This is a genomic window from Paracholeplasma brassicae, assembly GCF_000967915.1.
Taxonomy (GTDB): domain Bacteria; phylum Bacillota_I; class Bacilli_A; order Acholeplasmatales; family UBA5453; genus Paracholeplasma; species Paracholeplasma brassicae.
In genome coordinates, this window is the sequence record NC_022549.1 from 1,061,516 (window position 1) to 1,082,538 (window position 21,023).

General features: G+C 35.2%; 24 protein-coding genes and 1 riboswitch. Of the genes, 7 read left to right on the forward strand and 17 right to left on the reverse strand.

Translation table 11 applies throughout. From position 1 onward, the window contains the following. Window positions 1-5: 5 nt before the first annotated feature. From BN853_RS04900 to BN853_RS04915, 4 genes are all read right to left on the reverse strand, one after another. On the reverse strand, window positions 6-659 hold the full coding sequence (locus BN853_RS04900; protein WP_030004847.1) for a methionine ABC transporter permease: 654 nt from the start codon (window positions 657-659) through the stop codon (window positions 6-8). Beyond that, window positions 652-1,260 (reverse strand): NIL domain-containing protein, encoded by a 609-nt coding sequence (locus BN853_RS08750; protein ID WP_030004848.1) that lies wholly within the window; start codon window positions 1,258-1,260, stop codon window positions 652-654. The genes BN853_RS04900 and BN853_RS08750 overlap by 8 nt, the downstream gene beginning before the upstream one ends. Before the next feature lies 1 nt (window position 1,261). Next, window positions 1,262-1,618 (reverse strand): ATP-binding cassette domain-containing protein, encoded by a 357-nt coding sequence (locus BN853_RS08810; RefSeq protein WP_030004849.1) that lies wholly within the window; start codon window positions 1,616-1,618, stop codon window positions 1,262-1,264. Between the two features lie 60 nt (window positions 1,619-1,678). Further along, a riboswitch (SAM riboswitch) is annotated at window positions 1,679-1,767 on the reverse strand. A gap of 28 nt (window positions 1,768-1,795) precedes the next feature. Further along, a complete protein-coding gene (locus BN853_RS04915; RefSeq protein WP_030004850.1) occupies window positions 1,796-2,179 on the reverse strand; it encodes a DUF952 domain-containing protein in 384 nt (127 codons plus the stop codon). Window positions 2,180-2,302: 123 nt separating this feature from the next. On the opposite strand from BN853_RS04915, the gene BN853_RS04920 reads away from it, so the two are divergent. Further along, window positions 2,303-3,268, forward strand: a complete 966-nt coding sequence (locus tag BN853_RS04920; protein WP_030004851.1) for an NAD(P)/FAD-dependent oxidoreductase — start codon at window positions 2,303-2,305, stop codon at window positions 3,266-3,268. A gap of 4 nt (window positions 3,269-3,272) precedes the next feature. After that, window positions 3,273-3,911 carry a protein disulfide oxidoreductase gene (gene pdo / locus BN853_RS04925; protein ID WP_030004852.1) on the forward strand — a complete coding sequence of 213 codons (639 nt, stop codon included), beginning with the start codon at window positions 3,273-3,275 and terminating at the stop codon, window positions 3,909-3,911. A gap of 32 nt (window positions 3,912-3,943) precedes the next feature. Here pdo and BN853_RS04930 read toward each other — a convergent pair whose 3' ends face one another. Together BN853_RS04930 and BN853_RS04935 are read right to left on the reverse strand one after the other, a co-directional pair. Further along, on the reverse strand, window positions 3,944-5,014 hold the full coding sequence (locus BN853_RS04930; RefSeq protein ID WP_030004853.1) for an endonuclease/exonuclease/phosphatase family protein: 1,071 nt from the start codon (window positions 5,012-5,014) through the stop codon (window positions 3,944-3,946). Between the two features lie 12 nt (window positions 5,015-5,026). Beyond that, window positions 5,027-5,644 carry a formate/nitrite transporter family protein gene (locus tag BN853_RS04935; RefSeq protein WP_030004854.1) on the reverse strand — a complete coding sequence of 206 codons (618 nt, stop codon included), beginning with the start codon at window positions 5,642-5,644 and terminating at the stop codon, window positions 5,027-5,029. Window positions 5,645-5,802: 158 nt separating this feature from the next. On the opposite strand from BN853_RS04935, the gene BN853_RS04940 reads away from it, so the two are divergent. Next, window positions 5,803-6,330 carry a phosphatidylglycerophosphatase A family protein gene (locus tag BN853_RS04940; protein WP_030004855.1) on the forward strand — a complete coding sequence of 176 codons (528 nt, stop codon included), beginning with the start codon at window positions 5,803-5,805 and terminating at the stop codon, window positions 6,328-6,330. 47 nt (window positions 6,331-6,377) lie between these two features. Here the strand turns inward: BN853_RS04940 and BN853_RS04945 are convergent, their stop codons facing one another. From BN853_RS04945 to BN853_RS04980, 8 genes are all read right to left on the reverse strand, one after another. Continuing rightward, window positions 6,378-6,929, reverse strand: a complete 552-nt coding sequence (locus tag BN853_RS04945; RefSeq protein WP_030004856.1) for a hypothetical protein — start codon at window positions 6,927-6,929, stop codon at window positions 6,378-6,380. Further along, entirely contained in the window at window positions 6,926-7,273 is a 348-nt protein-coding gene (locus BN853_RS04950) for an SdpI family protein (protein ID WP_157869938.1), read from the reverse strand. The genes BN853_RS04945 and BN853_RS04950 overlap by 4 nt, the downstream gene beginning before the upstream one ends. Window positions 7,274-7,397: 124 nt before the next feature. Further along, the gene (gene rlmD, locus BN853_RS04955) at window positions 7,398-8,726 is read right to left on the reverse strand and encodes a 23S rRNA (uracil(1939)-C(5))-methyltransferase RlmD (protein WP_030004858.1); all 1,329 of its coding nucleotides are present in this window, start codon (window positions 8,724-8,726) and stop codon (window positions 7,398-7,400) included. Between the two features lie 88 nt (window positions 8,727-8,814). Beyond that, window positions 8,815-9,990, reverse strand: a complete 1,176-nt coding sequence (locus tag BN853_RS04960) for an acetate/propionate family kinase (protein ID WP_030004859.1) — start codon at window positions 9,988-9,990, stop codon at window positions 8,815-8,817. Window positions 9,991-10,097: 107 nt separating this feature from the next. After that, window positions 10,098-10,730 carry a PAQR family membrane homeostasis protein TrhA gene (gene trhA, locus BN853_RS04965; protein ID WP_030004860.1) on the reverse strand — a complete coding sequence of 211 codons (633 nt, stop codon included), beginning with the start codon at window positions 10,728-10,730 and terminating at the stop codon, window positions 10,098-10,100. Continuing rightward, the gene (locus BN853_RS04970; protein ID WP_030004861.1) at window positions 10,723-11,259 is read right to left on the reverse strand and encodes a tRNA (cytidine(34)-2'-O)-methyltransferase; all 537 of its coding nucleotides are present in this window, start codon (window positions 11,257-11,259) and stop codon (window positions 10,723-10,725) included. The genes trhA and BN853_RS04970 overlap by 8 nt, the downstream gene beginning before the upstream one ends. After that, entirely contained in the window at window positions 11,234-12,193 is a 960-nt protein-coding gene (locus BN853_RS04975) for an epoxyqueuosine reductase (RefSeq protein ID WP_030004862.1), read from the reverse strand. Before BN853_RS04975 ends, BN853_RS04970 begins: the two co-directional genes overlap by 26 nt. Next, window positions 12,165-13,580, reverse strand: a complete 1,416-nt coding sequence (locus BN853_RS04980; protein WP_030004863.1) for an MATE family efflux transporter — start codon at window positions 13,578-13,580, stop codon at window positions 12,165-12,167. The genes BN853_RS04975 and BN853_RS04980 overlap by 29 nt, the downstream gene beginning before the upstream one ends. 171 nt (window positions 13,581-13,751) lie before the next feature. Between BN853_RS04980 and BN853_RS04985 the strand changes: the two genes are divergently transcribed. Continuing rightward, window positions 13,752-14,885, forward strand: coding sequence for a glycoside hydrolase family 88/105 protein (locus BN853_RS04985; protein ID WP_030004864.1), 1,134 nt, complete (start codon window positions 13,752-13,754; stop codon window positions 14,883-14,885). 112 nt (window positions 14,886-14,997) lie between these two features. On the opposite strand, the gene BN853_RS04990 is transcribed toward BN853_RS04985, so the two are convergent. Further along, window positions 14,998-16,434: a nicotinate phosphoribosyltransferase gene (locus BN853_RS04990; RefSeq protein ID WP_030004865.1), complete on the reverse strand. Its 1,437-nt coding sequence runs from the start codon at window positions 16,432-16,434 to the stop codon at window positions 14,998-15,000. A 107-nt stretch (window positions 16,435-16,541) separates the two neighbouring features. Continuing rightward, window positions 16,542-17,261, reverse strand: coding sequence for a DsbA family oxidoreductase (locus BN853_RS04995; protein WP_030004866.1), 720 nt, complete (start codon window positions 17,259-17,261; stop codon window positions 16,542-16,544). Between the two features lie 112 nt (window positions 17,262-17,373). Here BN853_RS04995 and BN853_RS05000 point away from each other — a divergent pair, with 112 nt between their 5' ends. Together BN853_RS05000 and cls are read left to right on the forward strand one after the other, a co-directional pair. After that, the gene (locus tag BN853_RS05000; protein ID WP_030004867.1) at window positions 17,374-18,072 is read left to right on the forward strand and encodes a YaaA family protein; all 699 of its coding nucleotides are present in this window, start codon (window positions 17,374-17,376) and stop codon (window positions 18,070-18,072) included. 1 nt (window position 18,073) lies between these two features. Then, window positions 18,074-19,588: a cardiolipin synthase gene (gene cls / locus BN853_RS05005; RefSeq protein WP_030004868.1), complete on the forward strand. Its 1,515-nt coding sequence runs from the start codon at window positions 18,074-18,076 to the stop codon at window positions 19,586-19,588. A gap of 26 nt (window positions 19,589-19,614) precedes the next feature. On the opposite strand, the gene BN853_RS05010 is transcribed toward cls, so the two are convergent. Next, a complete protein-coding gene (locus tag BN853_RS05010) occupies window positions 19,615-20,280 on the reverse strand; it encodes an SGNH/GDSL hydrolase family protein (RefSeq protein ID WP_030004869.1) in 666 nt (221 codons plus the stop codon). Between the two features lie 134 nt (window positions 20,281-20,414). Between BN853_RS05010 and BN853_RS05015 the strand changes: the two genes are divergently transcribed. Then, a complete protein-coding gene (locus BN853_RS05015; RefSeq protein ID WP_030004870.1) occupies window positions 20,415-21,017 on the forward strand; it encodes a DUF1836 domain-containing protein in 603 nt (200 codons plus the stop codon). The last annotated feature ends 6 nt before the right edge of the window (window positions 21,018-21,023 follow it).

The window sequence follows — 21,023 nt, forward strand, 5'->3', positions numbered from 1 at the left end:
TTCTCCTATAATCGCTTATCTATTTTTTTTACGACGAAATCACCGATACCTTGGATTAAAAATACCAGTGCTAACACCGTAAGTGTTGATAATAATATCATGGTTTGATCATTTTTTACAAAGCCACTTTGATAGGCTAGGTGGCCAAGCCCACCTGCCCCAATCACCCCTGAAATTGAGGTAAACCCAATTAAGGTAACTGAGGTAATTACTAAACCTGAAATCAATCCAGGTAATGATTCTTTAAGTAAAATAGGCGTCATTTGTGTGGTCGTTTTTCCTAGAGATTCTAACATCTCTATGATGGACTTCGGGATTTCTCTTAACGATTGGTAAACCAATCTAGCGTAGAAAGGGGTTGCCGAAATCACAAGCGCTGGGATTGCAGCACTTGAGCCTAAAATGGTGCCGATGATTTGTTTGGTTAATGGCATGATTAGAATCATCAGAATCAAAAAAGGAATACTTCTTGCAATGTTTGTGAGAAAAACCAACAGTTGATGAACCACCTTTAAAATGCCTTTCTTTGACTCCGTCAAATACAACACATAGCCTATTAAAAAGCCAAACACTAATACAAAGATTAAGGTCACAAACGTCATGTAGATGGTGTCAATCAAAGCGTCTTGAAGTAAATCAAATCTGACGTTATCAAACATATAGATTCACCGACACTTTCTCTTTAAGATCAGCAATAGCTTTTAATTTATGCTTACCGCTCACTGTAATCAGTAAATAACCTACCGATTGATGATTAATCTCACTGATTTTAGCGTACAAGATGCTGATATCGACTAGATGCTTTTTAGACACTTGAGAAATCAATGGGTAGTTTATCTCATTTAGAAAATAGACTTCATAGACATCTTCTGTCACTTTATCTAAAAAGCGATCATCAAAATGATTTAAAAATCGTTTTGACACACTCGATTGATGATTTAATGCCAAGTCGATGGTCTTTCCTGATTCAATAACGTGTTTGTCTTCAATGACACAAACATCACTACAGATGTATTTTACCGCATCAATGTCATGAGAGACAAATAGAATCGTTAAATTCATTTGCTGGTTGATTTGTTTTAATAAGTCCAAAATTTGATAAGCCGTTTCTTGATCCAAACTTGAAGTGATTTCATCACAAAGCAAATAATCAGGTTCATTCATGAGTGCTCTAGCGATGGCCACTCGTTGCATTTGCCCACCAGAAAGTGTTTTAGGGTATCTGTTTTCAAACCCTTCTAATCCAACAACCTTTAACAAATTAATCGCCTTTTTTTGTTTTTTCGATTTTAGATAAGTCTTTGCCTTGGTATCCAATTAGCACATTATTTAATACATCTTGTTGATAAAGCAGGTTAAACTGTTGGAAAATCATCGAAACACGCTTTCTCATTTTTCTAAGTTCAAGCGTTGTTAATGTGGTTAAATCTTGATTATCAATCAATATTTGTCCACTATCGGGCTTAACAAGCCCGTTAAGCATTCGAATAAGACTCGACTTCCCAGCCCCACTTCTACCTAAAATGCCATAAATAGTACCCGTGTCTACCGATAGATTCAGATTCTCAAGTATCTTGATATCATCGTATTTTTTTGACACATTTAATAGTTGAATCATGTTACCCCTCCGTTTAAATAAAAAAATAAAAGCCTCGATAAAGAGACTTTAAATTCGTACAATTTATCGTTTATAGCTGTACCACCGTAGCTAACTGCTGGTTGGTAGACGTTCACAGAGCTATATCTCTCCCGTCTTCTTAATAATTTTTATATTTGATTGATGCTATTGTAACAATTAACGAATCGTTTGTAAAGAGAAATTACTCACTTTCATTAAAATACTTCTCATACCCCTTAGGGGGTAAAAAAGACCTTTTTCATCTTTTTCATAAGTAAACACCTCGTAAACAGCCTCGACGTTGATTCTTCCATAGATGTGTGGGTAATAATCCTTATCGCTTGCTTGCTCAAATTTAATTGTTGATTCGAGTTTATTCGTATCAATCACTAAACAGATTAGTTTCATTTTTTCATTCATAAACCTTGTTGAAACTTTAAAAAACTGTTTGGGTGTTGATGCGTGTATGAAACCTGCTTCTGTTAGATAACGCTCACCTAAATACGTATAATCAATCTCGCTTAAGTAATCTTCTAACTTCATATTCACTATGATATACATAATAATCACCTAATAATAATATTAACATAAAAGATCCTATTTATCACTATGTTCTTGCAAGTGCAAATCATTATCAAAAGTTACCTATACCCATTATAATAGTAATTAGAAAGGTGGTCTCCTATGTTTAATTTTACCATTGACAAGACACCGAAAAAAGACCTATCAAATGATAAAACTTATGATTTAATTGTCTTAGGCGGCGGTCCGGCCGGCTTAAATGCTGCCCTATACGCCAAAAGAAAAAATCTGGATGTGATCATTGTTGCTAATGAAATTGGCGGACAATTAAATAACACAAAAGATGTCGACAATTACTTAGGCTTTAAAGCCGTTGATGCTTCTAGACTCATTGAAGCGTTTCAATCGCACGTAAATACATTTGATGTGCCTACTTTGACTGGTGTTTATGTTAAAGAAATCCAAAAATCGGATAACCTATTTGTCATTTCACTATCAACTGGTGAAACCCTATCAAGCAAAACCATTATTTATACCTTAGGTGGTAACCCTAGAAAACTAGGGGTTAAAGGTGAAAAAGAATTTCAATCAAGAGGTGTCAGTTACTGTGTAACCTGTGATGGTCCGTTTTTTAAAAACAAAGTGGTCGCGGTCATTGGAGGCGGTAATAGCGCCGTTGATGCAGCCATTGACCTTGCACAAATTGCAAAACAAGTCGTCTTAATACAACGAAGTCAATTAAGAGCTGACCAATCGTCTGTTTTAAAACTACAGTCACTACCTAACGTCCAAATTCATCTTGAAACCGATGTTCTATCATTCAATGGACAAGACGTTTTAAAGTCACTCAGTCTTTATGATAAGCATCACGAGTCAACGATTGAACTAGACGTTGATGGCGTTTTTGTTGAAATTGGAAACATTCCAAACAGCGATTTAGCCAGTGAATTTGTACTGCGAAACGATCAAAAAGAAATTATCACAAACGAATTACAAGAAACCAAAACCAAAGGCTTTTATGCCGCTGGTGATGTGACTTCAATGCCACATAAGCAAGTCATTATTGCCGCTAGCCAAGGCGCTATTGCAGCCCTTCAAGCAGCCATCTACATCAATAAAGGAGAATAATACTATGGCAAAACTATTTTCAAATGAAGTATCTGATCAAATCAAAGACATTCTTAAGGACATGATCAATCCAATTTCAATCTTACTTTTCGTTGACAAGGCGTGCGATACTTGTAAAGAAACCAAACAATTACTAGAAGAAACTGCTGGATTATCGGATAAAATCACACTTAAAACGCTAGAACTTGAAGACGCAGCCGATGAATTATCAACTTACGACATCAAACGCGCACCAAGCTTTGTCTTCTTAGATCATAACGGTGATTATCGTGGTGTTAAATTTAATGGTATTCCTGCTGGTCATGAGATTAATTCATTCATTAGTGCTATCTTAGAAATGTCTGGTGTTGAATTTCAATTTTCTGATGACATTATTAATCGCATTAAATCAATCAAAGAACCGGTTGACATCAAAGTGTTTGTGACACTCTCATGCCCTCACTGTCCAGGTGCTGTTCAAACCGCTCACCGCATGGCAATGTTAAATAGTAACGTAAAAGCTGAGATGATTGAAGCCCAAACATTCTATGACTTGTCAGAAAAATACAACGTTTCAGGTGTACCTAAAATCATCATTAACGAAACCTTAGAACTCGTTGGTAACCAACCAATTGAAGCATTCTTAGATAAACTCGGAAAATAAGACATAAAAAAAGTCCAAAATTGGACTTTTTTTTAATTTAATTTGAAATTTAAAACCACTGGGTTATGATCACTATATAAAAAGTCATAATCTAGGTTGATTACCGAAAAGGCGGTGATATTTGAAGATACGATGAACCCGTCTATCAGATAATATTGAGTATTTTCATCTAGTTTATCGTATGGTTGATTTAATAAGCGCGCGGTTGGCTTGATCGGATCGATTTGAAACGAATAACCCGATGGTAAATAATCATCCTCGATCGGATAGGCAACGTAATAGTCCTGTTTTGGTAAAAACAGATCTTTTACTTCTGGAAATGTTTGATTAAAGTCACCACCAATGACAACGTAATTACCTAATGCTTCTTGTGCCACCATAAACTCTTTTAAATAGGCCATTTCAGCTTTTCTGAGTGAACCATCCCCATCATAAGCCGACATATGTAAGTTGACCATGATTAATTTTTTATCGCTATTTTCAATTTCGTAGGTGTTTTCCATCATTGCGCGTTTCAGATTAGCGATTCGCAGTGGCCAAGAAAATTCGCCCGGAAATTGATGTCTTTTTGAGGATTCTACTTGTTTGGTCGAAAGCGTTAATAAACCACTTTCAACGTGACCGATATAATCAGTAAATGATACGGGAAATGGAACAAAATTGGCTTTGAAATTGTAAGCAAAGCTACTAGAGAACCCATCACCCAAACGTTCTTCAATCAAACGCACTTGGTTTAAATTAAAACTTCTTCTAGCTTTTAAGTCAACTTCTTGTAAAAAGTAAAAATCGGATTCGTGACTACTTAAGATATCTAAGGTTCCCTCAAGATAATCAAGAACTACCTCTTTTGAATCCGGTCTACCTTTAGAACCACCATCCATCACAAAATCTTCTTTGCTACCTAGTCCAGCATAACCGATGTTATAAGTCATGGCTTTATAAGTGGTATTTAACGAAACTTTTTGTGTTTGATTATTCGATATCTCTAGTGCTTCTATTTGATCTGGTCGATATTCAGTTACCGTGAGGTAGCCCAAAAAACCACCAATAAAAAGAATTAAGACAATTAGGACTTTTACGAATACTTTGATGATTTTCTTCATATTTTTGCCTCCTTAGACACTGTATTGATCGATTTTTTTATCTATGAAACACAAAATTGATGCCCCTATTCCATTACCAAGAATCATAAGTAATAAATAAAATAATGACTTCAATGTAATGGTTTTAGAAACAATCAAATAAGTCATGTTTGCGATACTATGTTCAAATTTAGCTAAGATAAAAATCATAACTGCAAATACAACAACCAACACTTTTGCTGTTTCATTTGAAATTCGTTGATACCCTTCCACGGCAATGTACATCATCATTCCACAAAACATGGATAAAATGATGACCGCTTCGATTGGATTACTTAGTTTCGCATCGACTAAAAGCGTTGCATTATGAACTAAATTCGGTTTAGCAATCAACCCTAAAACACTAACAAACGTGATACCTATCGCGTTTGAAACAAGCGTGGTGATGACGGTTTTAAGATAATTCTTTTGCCTTGCAAGATAACCGACTTTGCCTGTATAAAGGTAAAGACCTTCCGCACAAACAACAAGCAACCCTAAACTAAACAATAAACTGCCCAAATAGGCGTTCTCAACACTAAGATATAAGAGACTCGCTAGCCCAATCAAAATACCGGCGTAAATTCCTCTTACAATAACATTTTTATTCATACAATACCCCTTTTTCTACAATACCATTATACTAAATAACATCGCTTAAATGAATAGCCTTTTTGAAACAACCGATGATGACTTTAAAGTGGTGTTGACATTCCATCTAAAAATGGTATAATAAATTTCCATTAAACATATTTTAAGGGAGGAATAATATGAGTTTGCATTTAGAATTAAAAAAAGAGTACAACCGATTAAATGATACGAAAAAATACGACATCATAATCGAACGTTTAAAAGAAAGAGGTGTTGAATTAGTCGATATCGCAAAAATAACATACGACCTGCAAAAACCTTACGTAAAAGACGTGACTTTAGAGATTTGCCTAGACCACGTTGATCGTGTGATTCTTAAAAGAGAGGTACAACACGCAGTTCTTGTTGGCATTGAACTAGATGTTTTAGCAGAAAAAAAACTGCTTAGTGAACCACTTTTAAGTATGTTACTCGGTGATTATGGCCTATTTGGTGTTGATGAAGTGCTCGCGTTTTCAATCGTCAATGTCTACGGTTCCATTGGGTTTACCAACTTTGGATTTGTTGACAAATCAAAACCTGGTATTATCGGCAGATTAGACACTGAAGGTAAGGAAGAGGGCAAATGTAACACTTTCTTAGATGACATCGTAGGTGCCATCGCGTCTGCAGCAGCCAGTTCAATTGCTCATAAGTACGCTCAATAAAATCATACATATGTACGATTGCTCAATGCCATCGTACATTTTTTTTATTATATAGACTCTTTAGCCTTACTCTTTCTCTCTAAGTCTTTTGCCTTGAGGTGTTCTTTTCGATACCAATCTAGCCAAAAATACACAAATAACACAAAGCCGAAAACCACATCAAATCTTTCCAGTGGGAATCGTTCTCTAATTGTAAAGTAAACTGAGTTTAAAAAAGCTTCTTCAAAAATACCGAAGGTTAACCATTCAACCACCACAAACATTCTTGCAACCAACGTTGACTTTATATACGCACTAAAGACACTTACGACAATAAAAAGGCTATGATGACTTCGATAAAGCTTAAAAAAGTAGGCTAGGCTCGATTTTTCATCATACATCACAGTCTGATAGTGTTTGATACATAGAGTCATTAAATAAATGCTAATCAAATATAAAACATTAATCAAAAGCGTTACATAGCCAAAGTGACTGTAAAAGAGCGGATTTGCCTCGGTGACTATCTGATTATTTGATAAAATAAAGACGGTCAAAACGAAGTCTAACAAGAATAAACCAATCGCGTATAAAGTGTAATGAGGTATTCGATTATTCTTCATTTAATTCTCATGCCACTTGAGTCAAAGTGAGTTCTTAGTGCTTTTTCAACAGGTATAATCGATAATATAGTAACCGTTATCAGTAAAAACTTGATAATGATACTACGAATAAATAGGACATAATCTGATTCGTTCATAATAAATAGAAGTACCGTTGTGATTAATACCATCAAAACGGGACTTAAAGATAACCAAATCTTGCCATAATACCGATGAGCAAAGTGCCAAGTTTCATCGGATTTTTTCGACCACTTCGTTCGATAACCATACAAATCATTAATTTGGTTAGGTGTTTTCTTAATAAATAGGTAAGCGATAAATAGAAAACCGATTGGTATACTCATATTCAATAGATAATTCATCCACCATATCAAAATGATCACCTTCTTACATGTAAATTATACTGTTCAATAGTAAAAAAAACAACAACCGTAGTCATTGTTTTCTGAATTTATATTGTTTATTGTCCTACTGAACTTGTTTTTTCGCAGTTAATAAAACAACATTTTCAATGTGATACGTTTGTGAAAACATATCGACTGGTTGAACTGGGTGAATGTCGTATTTATAACTAAGTTGTTTTAAATCTCGTGATAGTGTCTTTGGATCACAAGAGATATATACTAACTTCTTTACCTTAATTTGATTTAACGCATCAACAAATGCTTTTTCTAGACCAGATCGTGGTGGATCGACGACAATCGCATCAAGCTTAACCTTTTGATTTACCATGTACGTGATGTATTTAGATGCGTCTTCGCAAACGAAATCAATGTTATTGATTTGGTTGATGTGTGCATTTTTTTTAGCATTTTTTACCGAATCAGGGTTAATTTCGACACAAAGAACCTCTTTTGCTTGCTTAGCAAGTGAGATACCAATGGTCCCAACACCGGCGTAAGCATCTAAAACCACATCATTTTTTGATAGATTTAGTAGCTCAATTGCTTTTTGATAGAGTACTTCGGTTTGTTTTGGATTCACTTGATAAAATGTTTTTGAGCCTATTTGGAATCGGTGTCCGAGTAAGACATCCTCAATGTAACCCTTGCCAAAAATAACTTTTTCTTCATTGCCTAGAACGACTGAGGTTCTTCTTGGATTGATATTTTGTACGACCGAAGTGATCTCAGGATGCTTTTGTCTAAGATCTTTTAAAATGTTATTTCTTCCAGGAAATACCAAATCCCTCGTGACAATAACAACGAGTACTTCTTTGGTAACTTGACTTCGTTTGACTAAAACGTGTTTAATTAAACCCTCATCTTTGGCTTCTAAGTAAGGTTTGATTTTATGTTTTGCCATTAACTGTTTAAATGTCTTGATGATTTCATTACCGACTTGGTCTTGAATATCACAATCCTCAGCATTGACGACTTTATGTGTATTTTCTTCATAAAAACCTGCAACGATTTTTTTCTTTTTCTCAGAAAAAACAATTTGCAGCTTATTACGATAGTGATATGGATCATTCATGCCGATTGGTTTTAACACTGGTACATCAAGATTAACTTCTTTGAAACAATTTTTAACGTAGTCATGCTTTAAATCGAGTTGGTGTTCGTATCGGATGTGCTGGAGTTGACACCCCCCACACAAATGGTATACCCCGCAAACTGGTTTCACACGATCTGGGCTCTTTTTGATTAAAGAAACCACTTTGCCTGATTGACTGAATAGTTCGACTTCCGCTTCTTCACCCTCAAGTAGGTTTGATACTTTATACGCTTGATCGTTATAATAGACAATGCCGTAACCTTGTTCATCCACGCGGCTACAAACTAATTTTACACTCATTTGAATCCCTCATTCCTAATACTATTTTACCTTAATTCGCACTCAAAAAAAACAAAGTCTCGAAAATATCCGAGACTTTTTATCACTTTTATTTTTGAAGTGACATGACTTCTCTTGCAATCATGACTTCTTCATCGGTTGGAATCACATAGACTTTAACCTTTGAGTTTGCTGTAGAGATTAAATTCTCACCTCTAAGTTGATTCATACGTTCATCGAGTTCAACACCAAGAACACCTAGACGATCTGCAATCATTTTTCTTAAAATGGCTGAATTTTCACCGATACCTGCAGTAAAGCAAATGGCATCAAGTCCACCCATGTAGACGTAATATGAACCAATGTAATCGACGATTTGTTTTGCTTGAACATCGAGTGCAAGTCTTGCTCTTTCGTTACCTTCTAAGATGGCATTTTCTAAGTCTCTTGAGTCATTTGAGATTCCGCTGATGCCTAGATAGCCTGATTCTTTGTTTAAAATATCTGTGATGCGATCCGAAGAAACATTTAATTTCTTTTCCATGTAGGAAGTAATTGCTGGGTCGATTGATCCACTTCTTGTCCCCATTGGAAAACCTTCAAGCGGTGTAAAGCCCATCGATGTATCCACACACTGACCATTTTTAACGGCAGATAAAGACGCACCATTACCAATATGGCATACAATGAGTTTTGTGTCATTTGATCCGAGTAATTCGTTTGCACGTTCACTGACAAATTGGTGTGAGGTTCCGTGAAAACCGTATTTACGAATGCCATACTTTGTGTACCACTCGTAAGGTGTACCGTATAAAAAAGCGTCTTCTTTCATTGTTTGATGGAATGTTGTGTCAAAAACGGCAACTTGGATGACGTTTGGTAAGATTTCTCTAAACGCTTTAATACCCGTTGCATTAGCTGGGTTATGAAGCGGTGCCATGTCCCCTAAATCAATGATTTGTTGAAGTACTTGATCATTGATCACAACTGAAGATTTAAAAACTTCTCCACCTTGTACCACACGGTGTCCAACACCTTCAATTTCGTTGATTGAACTTAATACACCATGTTCAATTAATGCCTCAAGAATAATTGAAACACCCACCCCATGGTTTAAAATCGATGTGGTTTTTTGGTATTTTTGACCATCAAACTTGATTGTAAAAGATGCATTGTCTGAACCGATTCGTTCCACAATACCTGTTGTAATTTGTTTTTCACTTGGCATGTCTAACAATTGAAACTTAATTGATGAACTACCCGCATTAACTGCCATAATTTTCATAAAAATACGCTCCTTCTTTTATCATAAATATCATAATCTATATTAATCTTTTTTGCAAGCCATTCAAACCCTTACCATGAATTAAAATTCAGGTTAGTGGATTTTTTCTATAAAATATACAAATAGATGGCAAAAAAGTGTGAAACCGTACCTAATAAAACAAAGATGTGCCATACAAAATGGCTGTATTTAAAAAACCTGGTGGCGTAAAAGAATACACCTACTGAATAAAATATGCCGCCAGAAAGGATTAAGTAAAATACATTGGGATAGGTTTCAATTAGCGTTGGTGCTAACGTTAGCCCACTCCAACCAAGACCTAGAAATAAGATAACGTGCATGACCTGAAAACGATTAATCTTAACGGCTTTAAACATGATCCCAACGGATATTATTGCCCATTGTAATACCAAATAAATCCAACCGAGTGGTTTATCTATCGCAATGATAAATAACGGTGCAAACGTACCACCAATCAGTACATAGATCGAAATATGATCAAATCGTTTGAAGATGCGCTTCACTAATGTGTCTTTTTTAAATGCGTGATATAAACACGACATCGTGTAAAGTAGAATCATACTAATACCAAAAACAAGTGATCCAAAAATATCGTAACCGTCGTTTGACTTGATCAGCATCAATACGAGTGCAGCAATCCCCAAAAGTGCACCAATACCATGGCTGATGGCATTTGCAATCTCTTCACCCAAGCTCTGAACTTTCGACTGTTTATTCATGACTTACCTCCTTGAACTGTTCTAAAAAATCATTACCTTTTAGTGATTCTGGCTCCATTCTCTCCAAACCAGGAAAGTCAAGTTGTCTAAGTACTTCATAACTAACTAGCGCCGCACAGTTCGATAGATTTAAACTACGAATGTTCGAGGTTGTCGGAATTCTAAAACAATCATCGATGTGCTTAGCTAAAATTTGTTTATCAACACCGGTAGATTCTTTTCCGAAAATCAGGTAAATTGGTTCATCTACTGATTTAAAATCAATATCGGAATAAGTCTTTTTACCATAACGTGTCAAAAAGAAATATCGCCCTTTATTTTTTTGTTCAAATGCTTGAAAATTTGGATAGACTTCGTATTCCAACTGTGAAAAATAATCAAGTGCGCTTCGTTTAACGTATTTTTCTTCTAGTGTGAAGCCCATTGGTTCAATTAAGTGTAATTTTGCCCCAATACCAACGCAAGTTCTCATAATATTGCCTGTATTTTGAGGTATTTCCGGTTCAAATAATACGAGGTTTAACTTCATTTATTTTCATCCTCTCTAACTCTTCTAATAACTTACTAACTGTATTGACGTACCATTTGACGTCCTTAAATTGCAAAAGACTCTCCTTTATTAGGTCATTGTAACGCGTGTTTCTTGTTTTATATAAAAGCGTCACAGCATTTCTCATTAAGATGAGTTTCCCGCGCCATAAATAAGCAGCATTATGGTACTTTTCTTTAAATGCTTTTGTGGGCATTCTAAACAAGTCAACGATTTCAACTTGCTCATTACCATTAAGCATAAACCCGCTGTGTGTTGGTCTTAATATATCGATGTTCTTTGGACAAACGGTTTGACAAATATCACAACCAAATAAGCTGTGATTTTTTTTAATTTCTGTTTCTGTCAGTTCCTTTTTCTCTTGATTAAAAAACGAAATGCATTTTTCCATTTCATAACCGTTTTCTTGATTCAATGCCCCGGTCGGACAAGCGTCTTGGCAAATGGTGCAAGATCCGCACCCATCATCTTCTAATTGATTAAACGTTGGTAATTCAAACTCGAACAAAGCAATTCCAATAAAAAAGTAAGAACCAAAGTCGTTGTTAATCATGAGTTGATTTTTGCCCTGAAAACCAAGGCCTGAAAGCTTAAATGCGAGACGTTCATCGATTGGATGGCTATCAACACCTATTTGATACGAATAGCCCAATGACTCACAAACAGCAGTCAAACGTTCTTTTAATTCTTCATGATAATCACGTCCAAATGTGTAGATACTTGGAACGAGTGTTTCTTTTGTGTGTCGAAACTTTCGATTTGAGGGGTAACTTAACCCAACCACAACCATTGTGTTAAATGGTTCTAAAACCCACCTTACCGGGTTTTTCACCGCTTGATTGTACGTTGATGTATTAACGAATCCCACCAAATCAAATGATTGACTAAACGCTTCTTGCAACCTCTTTTTCATCATGTATGATCACCCGACGTTCAAACGTTACTTTCTTAAATAAATAGTGCCCAAGGCCTAATATCATTATATTACTTAACATCATTGAATACCAAATCCCTGGGTATCCGACGTTGGTCAAATGCATGAATATAAAAACTAAAGGTACTCTTAATAGCCAAAGTCGTGTAAACGACATAATGAATGAATATTTTGTGTTCCCAGAACCATTAAAGACTGACACATAATTTTGAAAGATTGCCATGAGTGGTTGTGTCCCTAGTATCCAAAAACTGTATTCGACAGTCACTTTTACAATTGCTTGATTTTCAGCACCAACAATCAATTCGGCAATTTGTTTAGAAAACGGAATCGCAAGACCGATGCCAAAAAGCATGATACTTACCGATAAATTTCTAGCAACTCGATAGGAGGCTTTCGCTCTTTCTGGGTTTTGATTGCCTATGTTTTGTCCCACATAGGCCGCAAGAACTGATCCAATCGCCATGACCGGATTTAAAATCAGTGATGAAATTCGGTTTCCAGTACCAAAACCTGAAGATACCGTGTCACCATAGCTTAATATCATTGCTTGAATTACTGCGAATCCGAGACTTGAAAAAGCTTGTGATGCCGCAGAAGGCATTGCAAAACGCGTGATTTCACTCATGATTTCTTTGTCAAATCCAAGTTCTTTATAATCGAGTCTAACGTGTTTTTTTGATCGTAACAGGGAAAATAACGCAAAAGGCATAATTAATAATTGACTGAGTAGCGTCGATAAGCCTGCCCCATGAATCCCCATATTAAATACTGAAATGAATAACCAGGTCATAATCATGTTTATCACAATACTGATGACTGATAAGATAACCGGTGACATCGTGTCACCTTCGGCTTGTCTAATCGCTTGGTAAGCTAAGAATAAATAGACAAAGATAAATTCGAAAGATCGATATCTAAAATAGGTAACCGCATAATCAAATGTTAAATCTTTCGCACCCATTAAATTTGCAATTGTCGGGGCAAAAATGAATAATAATGCATTTACAAGCGCACCTAGTAAAACCGCATAAGTTACAAGTTTAGCTGCGTACTTGGTTGCTTCTTTTTCTTTCTTAGAACCAATGTACTGCGAAATGATACCAACCCCAGCAATACCCAAACCCACTCCAAGCGCATTAAATATATTATAAATTGGCCAGTGAATGTTAACTGCAGCCAATGCCGATTCAATTGCGTCTTTACCTAAATCCATTCTTGCCAAAAAATAGGAGTCAACAATGTCATGTAAACTCTTTAGCATATTACTTAAAAATAAAGGGATCATCATGATGAAAATACCCTTAAGTATGTTTTTATCTTCTAATATTAAAAACTTGCGTTTATCATCGATCACGGTAGCCATAGTCAATACCCTCACTAATTTAACATATCTATTATACATAATATGCCAACTTTATTCAATACAAAAAAACAAAGAAATACAATATCATCTATCATAATAGACACCGTTTAAATACTGGTTGATATTGTAGACACTATCGGTTATAATTAGAGTAAATAAGGGGGTTTTTACATGAAACTGATCAATGATTTTATTGAAAAACTAATCACTGAATCAACACCAGAATTGCCACTTTGGAATATTGAATCCATTAAGCATGGCAAAGAACCGGCATGGAACTATGTCGATGGTTGTATGATGACGTCATTACTTGAGTTACACAAAGAAACAAAAGAAGAAAAATACCTAGAATTCGTCAAAAATTTTGTGAATTACTATGTGTTTGAAGATGGCACACTAAGAGGATATGACCCAAAAACATTCAATCTTGACGACATTTGCGAGTCGCGTATACTCTTTGATTTACTCGACTACACTAAAGAAGAAAAATATAAAAAAGCAATCGAGAAAACCTATCATCACGTTAGAAGACAGCCAAGAACCATCGAAGGTAACTTTTGGCACAAGCTCATCTACCCTCAACAAGTTTGGTTAGATGGCTTATTCATGGCACAACCTTTTTACACACGCTATGAAACACTTTTTAATAATCAAACCTATTATTTTGACATCATCAATCAATTCAAAAACGTCAGAAAATTGATGTTTGATGAAAATAAAAAATTATATTATCATGGGTATGATTCATCAAAAACGATGTTTTGGGCAAACAAAGATACTGGCTTAAGTGCGAATTTTTGGTTACGTGCAACTGGTTGGTTTGTTGTCTCAATTGTGGATGTTATTGATTACATGTCTAAAGAAGAAAGAGCAGTCAAAGAGTTCTTCTTCCCACTCCTAAAGGAAACCGTTGATGGTTTACTGCAATACCAAGACAAGGAAACAAAACTGTTTTATCAAGTCATTGATCAAGGGGATAAACCTGGTAACTACTTAGAAGCAAGTGGTTCTTCCTTACTTGCATACTCTATTTTAAAAGGTGTTAGATTAGGTGCACTTGATTCGTCTTATGAAGCCATTGGTAAAGCAATTTTTAATGGTATTGTCGAAAAATATATTACCGATAACGACGGTGACTTAAACATGGACGGTATTTGTTTAGTTGCTGGTCTTGGACCGGATAATAACACAAGACGTGATGGTACATTTGCATACTATATTTCAGAACCAATCGTTAAAAATGATGCCAAGGGCGTTGGACCATTCATCATGGCATACACCGAGGTTTTAAAAACACTAAAATAGCCTTTCTTAACATAGCTTACTACAAACAAAAAAGAGAATTTTTTAAGTTCTCTTTTTTTTACATAAGAATTATAAAGATCCTTTTTATATTGGAAAAATATAAATCGGATGTTTAGCTGTTTTTAGCGTACTTTTCAATTAAATCTTGTTTAAGTTGCCATAATTTCCTAGACAAATCGACGTAATATGGGTGTGGGTTTTCGAACCGTTTGACTTCATCCCATAGCGTTGACATTTGTTCCTTGTGGTAACTTCTGATTTCTTCTAATGACGGTTTTTGATAGACTAATTTGCCCTTTTTGAAGATTGGTTCTAATAAAGAGACCGCTCTAAAGTCGCTGACTAGTTTTTGTTTCCATGGGAAGTTTGGATCAAACAATAAATAAGGTTCATTTTCATTGATTACTTCTGTGTCTAACGTGACCACATCAGCAATCGCCTTATTTGAGCTTTGATCAAATAAACGATAAAGTTTTTTAACACCTGGATTCGTTGTCTTTACCACATTATCAGAAAGCTTCATCTTAGGAATCATTGCCCCATTGTCTTTTAGAGCTGCAAGTTTGTATACCCCGCCAAATACCGAATCGCTTTTTGATGTGATTAATCTTTCGCCAACACCAAATGCATCGATTTGTGCACCTTGTTGAACTAAATTAGTTATCAAATACTCATCTAATGAATTGGAAACTGTAATTTTTGTTTCAGCTAATCCAGCCGCATCAAGCATTTCACGTGCTTTCTTCGATAAATAAGTCAAATCACCAGAATCAATTCGGATACCCTTAAGGGTTTTACCCATTGGTTTTAAATAGTCGTTATAGACTCTAATCGCATTCGGTAGTCCCGAGTGAATCGTCGAATACGTATCCACAAGAAGTACCGTTGAATCTGGGTAGGTTTTTGCATAAGCTAAAAATGCATCGTACTCGTTATCGAAACTTTGTATAAACGAATGGGCCATAGTTCCAAGTGCTGGAATTTTAAAATCACGATCGGTCATTGTATTTGCACTGCCGATAACACCCGCAATATAAGCCGCACGTGCACCAAAATTCGCCGCATCATAGCCTTGGGCACGTCTTGATCCAAACTCCAAGACACTTCTGCCTTTGGCTGCATAAACGATGCGCGAGGTTTTTGTCGCAATCAAACTTTGATGATTGATGGTCAATAACAACATCGTTTCGACTAACTGACACTCAATAATCGGTCCTCTAACCACCATGACAGGCTCATTTGGAAAAATAGGTGTCCCTTCTTTGATGGCTGAGACATCACAAGAAAATTTAAAATTGAGTAAATAAGTCAAAAAGCCTTCATCAAATAACTTCTTTGTTCTTAAATAGTCAATGTCTTTTTCATCAAATTTCAGTTCTTGAATGTACTGAATTGCTTGTTCAAGCCCTGCCATGACCGCATAACCGCCGTCATCTGGCACACTACGAAAAAACAAATCAAATACAGCTTCTTCATTTTTATGATGATGATAATAACTGTTTGCCATCGTTAATTCATAAAAATCAATTAACATCGATAAATTTCTCATTCTATTACCTTCCTTAACGTAATATCTATTTTACCAAAATATCCGACCCTTTACAATTTAATTATGGACGATGAAAAAAAACAAACCGTTTTCATGACGGTTTGGCCTTAATCCTTCTTTATTTTTGGTACATAATCACAATCATCGCCGACACAGTATTCTGTTTTTGAAAGTCTTATTCTTCTGTCATCGACGGTCCTTTTATACACTCGGTAAAGCATTTCTAGAAATGCCTCAGTTTTTTGTGCGCCTGAAAGACTATACGTTTGATCGATTACGAAAAATGGGACCCCTGTAATACCATAACTAATCGCTTCGTCATTGTCAAACTCAATTTCTCTTTGTTTGAGATTTGATGTTAACGTCTTTTTTATCAAATCAGAGGATAAACCGACTTGTTTTCCTAGTTCAATTAATAACGGTATCGATGAAATGTCTTTTCCTTCTTCGAAATACGCTTTGTAAATGGCATTTGATAGAATCTTTTGCTCGTTCTTATTTGAAATAAGCTTTAACAATTGATGCGCATGAAACGTTGAGGTCACTTGGACTTGATCAAAATTGATACTGATTTCGTCTTCAAATGCCATTAAAGCTATTTTATGATGAATTTCTTTAGCTTCTTCTACACTAATGTCCTTATGCAGTGCTAAGGCTTGATTGGCGTCCATCGATAATGTCTTAGTCACCAAAGGATTTAATAAATAACTCTTATAAGTCACATCTACCACATCACGGAACTCAAACTGTTCTGTTGCTCTTTCGAATCTTTTTTTTGCTATGTAACAAAAAGGACATGTGAAATCTAACCATACTTCTATTTTCATATGTTGCCTCCTTAAGTATTTCCATTATAGCTTTTTTAATAATAAACCTCAAAAGATATACATTTCTTTTATAAACAGCTTAAATTATTGTATAATTAGGACGGTGATAAAAATGAAAATACTGTTTGCGCCTGCAAAAACGTTTAATGAAAACGTCAAACCAACAAAACAAAAAGGCCATTTTAGAAAAGAAACGATTGAGTTAGTTAACCTAATTAAATCTTGGAGTAAAGAAGCGATATCAATTAAGTTTAAAACGTCTGAAACCCTCAGTGAAGAGGTCTATCACTTTTATCAAACATTTGATCAAGCACACAGTTTTGAGGCATTTTCTCTTTACAAAGGGGTTTCTTATCTTCATCTAGACTACCCTAGTCTGACAAAAAATGAAAAAATGAGATTAAATGACCAAGTAATCGTCATCGATGCACTTTATGGCCTAATAAAACCAACCGATCCAATTAGACCTTATCGTTTGGATTTCACGGTAAAAGGTTTAAACCTTAGAACCATTTGGAAACCGGTCATCAATGCCTATTTAGAGAGTTTCAATGAACCAATACTATCGTTGACATCCACTGAATTTTCAAGTTTAATTAAGCGAGATATCCCTGTTTTTGACGTTTCATTTTTAGATTGTCAAAATGACAAATGCAAGGCGATATCTGTTTTTAATAAACAAAATAGGGGTGCCTTATTAAGATACATCATCCAAGAAAACATACTGAAAATCGATGATTTACCAGAGGTGTTCAACGGTTATCAAAAATCAATTGATTCCTACCATATTATATACAAAAAAGGAGTATAACATGTACAAATTCATTCGTTTTTTGACTCATAAAAGTACGATAATTGCCTTATTAATTCTACTTCAACTTGTTTTTTTTGGTTATGTTGTTTTTTACGTCAGTAAGCTATCAACGATACTTCTTTATTTTTTTGAGGCCATCAGCTATTTGATTGTCATCTATGTTTTTGTTAGTAGTGAACCCATGCATTATAAAATCGCTTGGATCATTCCAATATTGATTGCACCGATCTTTGGTGGACTTTTCTACGTTATGTTTAAACCCCACAAACTTTCAAAAAAAGTGATGCAAGACATGACTCATTATCGTGAAATCCGAAAAAAGACCTTGACGAAGAGTCTTGGCAGTGCCGTCTTTTATGATGACCAAATATCTAAACAAGTACGTCATTTAGGTTTTGATAAATGGCCATTATATGAAAAAACGGAGACCACCTTTTTTCCATCAGGTCAAGATAAACTTGACGCGCTTCTTCCGCTACTAGAAAGTGCTAAGAAATTCATTTTTTTAGAATACTTTATTATTGAGCCTGGCATTGTATGGACTCAAATTCATAATGTATTAAAAAAGAAAGCAAGTGAAGGCATTGATGTCCGTATCATCTACGACGATTTTGGTTGCTCATTTAAACAACCTAAATCGTTCAAAGAGCAATTAATCCATGATGGTATCAAGGTTAGTGTGTTCAATCCAATGCGACCACGTCTAAATTTAGCCATGAATTATCGAGATCACCGAAAAATAATCGTTATTGATGGAAACTACGGATTCACAGGTGGCATTAATCTAGCCGATGAATACATGAATTTAAAAGAAGTCTATGGCCACTGGCAGGACGCTGCAATCATGCTAAAAGGTGATGCGGTATGGAGCTTAACACTGATTTTCTTAGAAAACTGGGATTATAACAAGCACACCCAATCGGACTATCCACTATATAAACCTACCATCAATGTCAAACATGATGGGTATGTCATTCCTTTTGCAGATTCCCCTCTTGATGACAATTTTATAACAAAACACGCATATTTAAATTTGATCATGCAATCAAAAAAGTCTATCCAAATTACAAGCCCTTATTTCATTATCGATAACGAGCTCATGACTGCCTTAAAGGTGTCAGCAGAATCTGGGGTTAGGGTTGATATTATCGTCCCTGGAATCCCAGATAAACGTTACGTACAAGTGGCCTCTGAGTACTACTATAAAGAGTTATTAAAGACACCAAACATTTATATCCATAAATACCAAAAAGGCTTTATTCATTCTAAAATTGTCTTAATCGATGACGAATTAGCCATTGTCGGTACCACAAACTTTGACTTTAGAAGTTTATATCTTCATTTTGAAAATAACGTTTGGTTGTATCAAGTAAAAGCGATTAATGATATCAAAAATTACATGAAAGAATCCATCGATTCCTCACACTTAATCACAAGTGAAATGCTTAAAAAAAATGGCTTCCTTTATCGCTTCTATCAATCAATATTGGTCGGATTTTCACACTTAATGTAGAAAAAAAGAGACATTAGTCTCTTTTTTTACATAAATTTTAAGAATGATTCATAAATCACTTCTTGACCATTTTCGGTCAAATGCATGCCATCTTTACAAATAAAGTTTAGAAAATCAACACGATCTAGAAACATTTCTCGCAGTGGAATATAGTCAACTTTCTTTTGTCTTGATATTTTGTATACGACGTCATTGTATCTTTTTTGATGCAAGTAGATTTCTTCTTTCGTTTTTAGGAACGCCATAATATTTGCTTCATTTCTTCCCTTGATGATGTAACAATAAAATTGTTTATAATCGAGTGGCGGTAAGCTCACCAAAATGGGTTTTATTTGATAGGTTCTTAGAAAGTCTATTATCTCACAAAGTGCCGATTCGTAAGCATCAATTGGTGTTACCGGCTGGTGGTTCTTGTAAGGATTTAAACTCACTTGATCCCAATCGTAGTTACAATCATTACCGCCAAGTTCTATGTAGACTTCATCAAACTGTTGAAACGTATTGATGTCTCTTTTTAATATTTCAAGCGCTTTTGGAGTGGTCAAACCAAACTTAGTGTCGTTCGTTATATTATAGCCATCCTTCTTCAATCGCTCAATACCGCTGTTTTTCAAGATGGTATGTCTATCTTTTGATTCGTCGTAATAAATCCCCTTTAACAAGGAATCACCTATAATTTTTATTTTACTCACGTCATCACCTCATATCGATTTGTGGTTCATCTAGTTTTCAATACTAGTTTATAACATTATAATAACAATGTCAAGCCGTTAAAAAAAATACTTCACAGTTGTTTGAACTATGCTATAATAGATTTGGTGATAGAATGGAAAAATTATTAAGACTATTTGATCAATTATCAAAATATAGAGTACCTGAATATGAAAATTTCCCTGAAATTGATCTCTACATGGATCAAGTCCTTACTTACATCGATAAGTACATGCCTTCTTATTTAGATCAAAACAATAAACTGACTGCTTCAATGATCAATAACTACGTCAAAGATAAAGTGATTGAAGCACCAATTAGTAAGAAATATGACAAACAATCGCTTGCTTCTTTAATTATCATTGCTAATCTAAAACGCGTCTTACCCATTAATGACATCAAAGTGATTCTAACCGACCAAAACGAAACCATTGAATCCCTTTATAACGCTTATGAAAAGACATTAAACGATGTGACTTTCCAAATGGCAACCGATGCGAAATCGATTATCGAAAGTACGGATGAACAAAGACAAGACTTAAAGATGCTTGCTTTGAGGTTAGCACTTGATGCGAGCATCAAATCATACATTGCACACGTTATCCTTCAATCGGACTTGTTAGCACTTTCTTCTGTAGAGGATTCACACAAAGATAAAAAACAAAAAAAGAAAAAAACAAAAAATCGACCAAAGAGGTCGATGACTTGTCTGAATTGACAACAG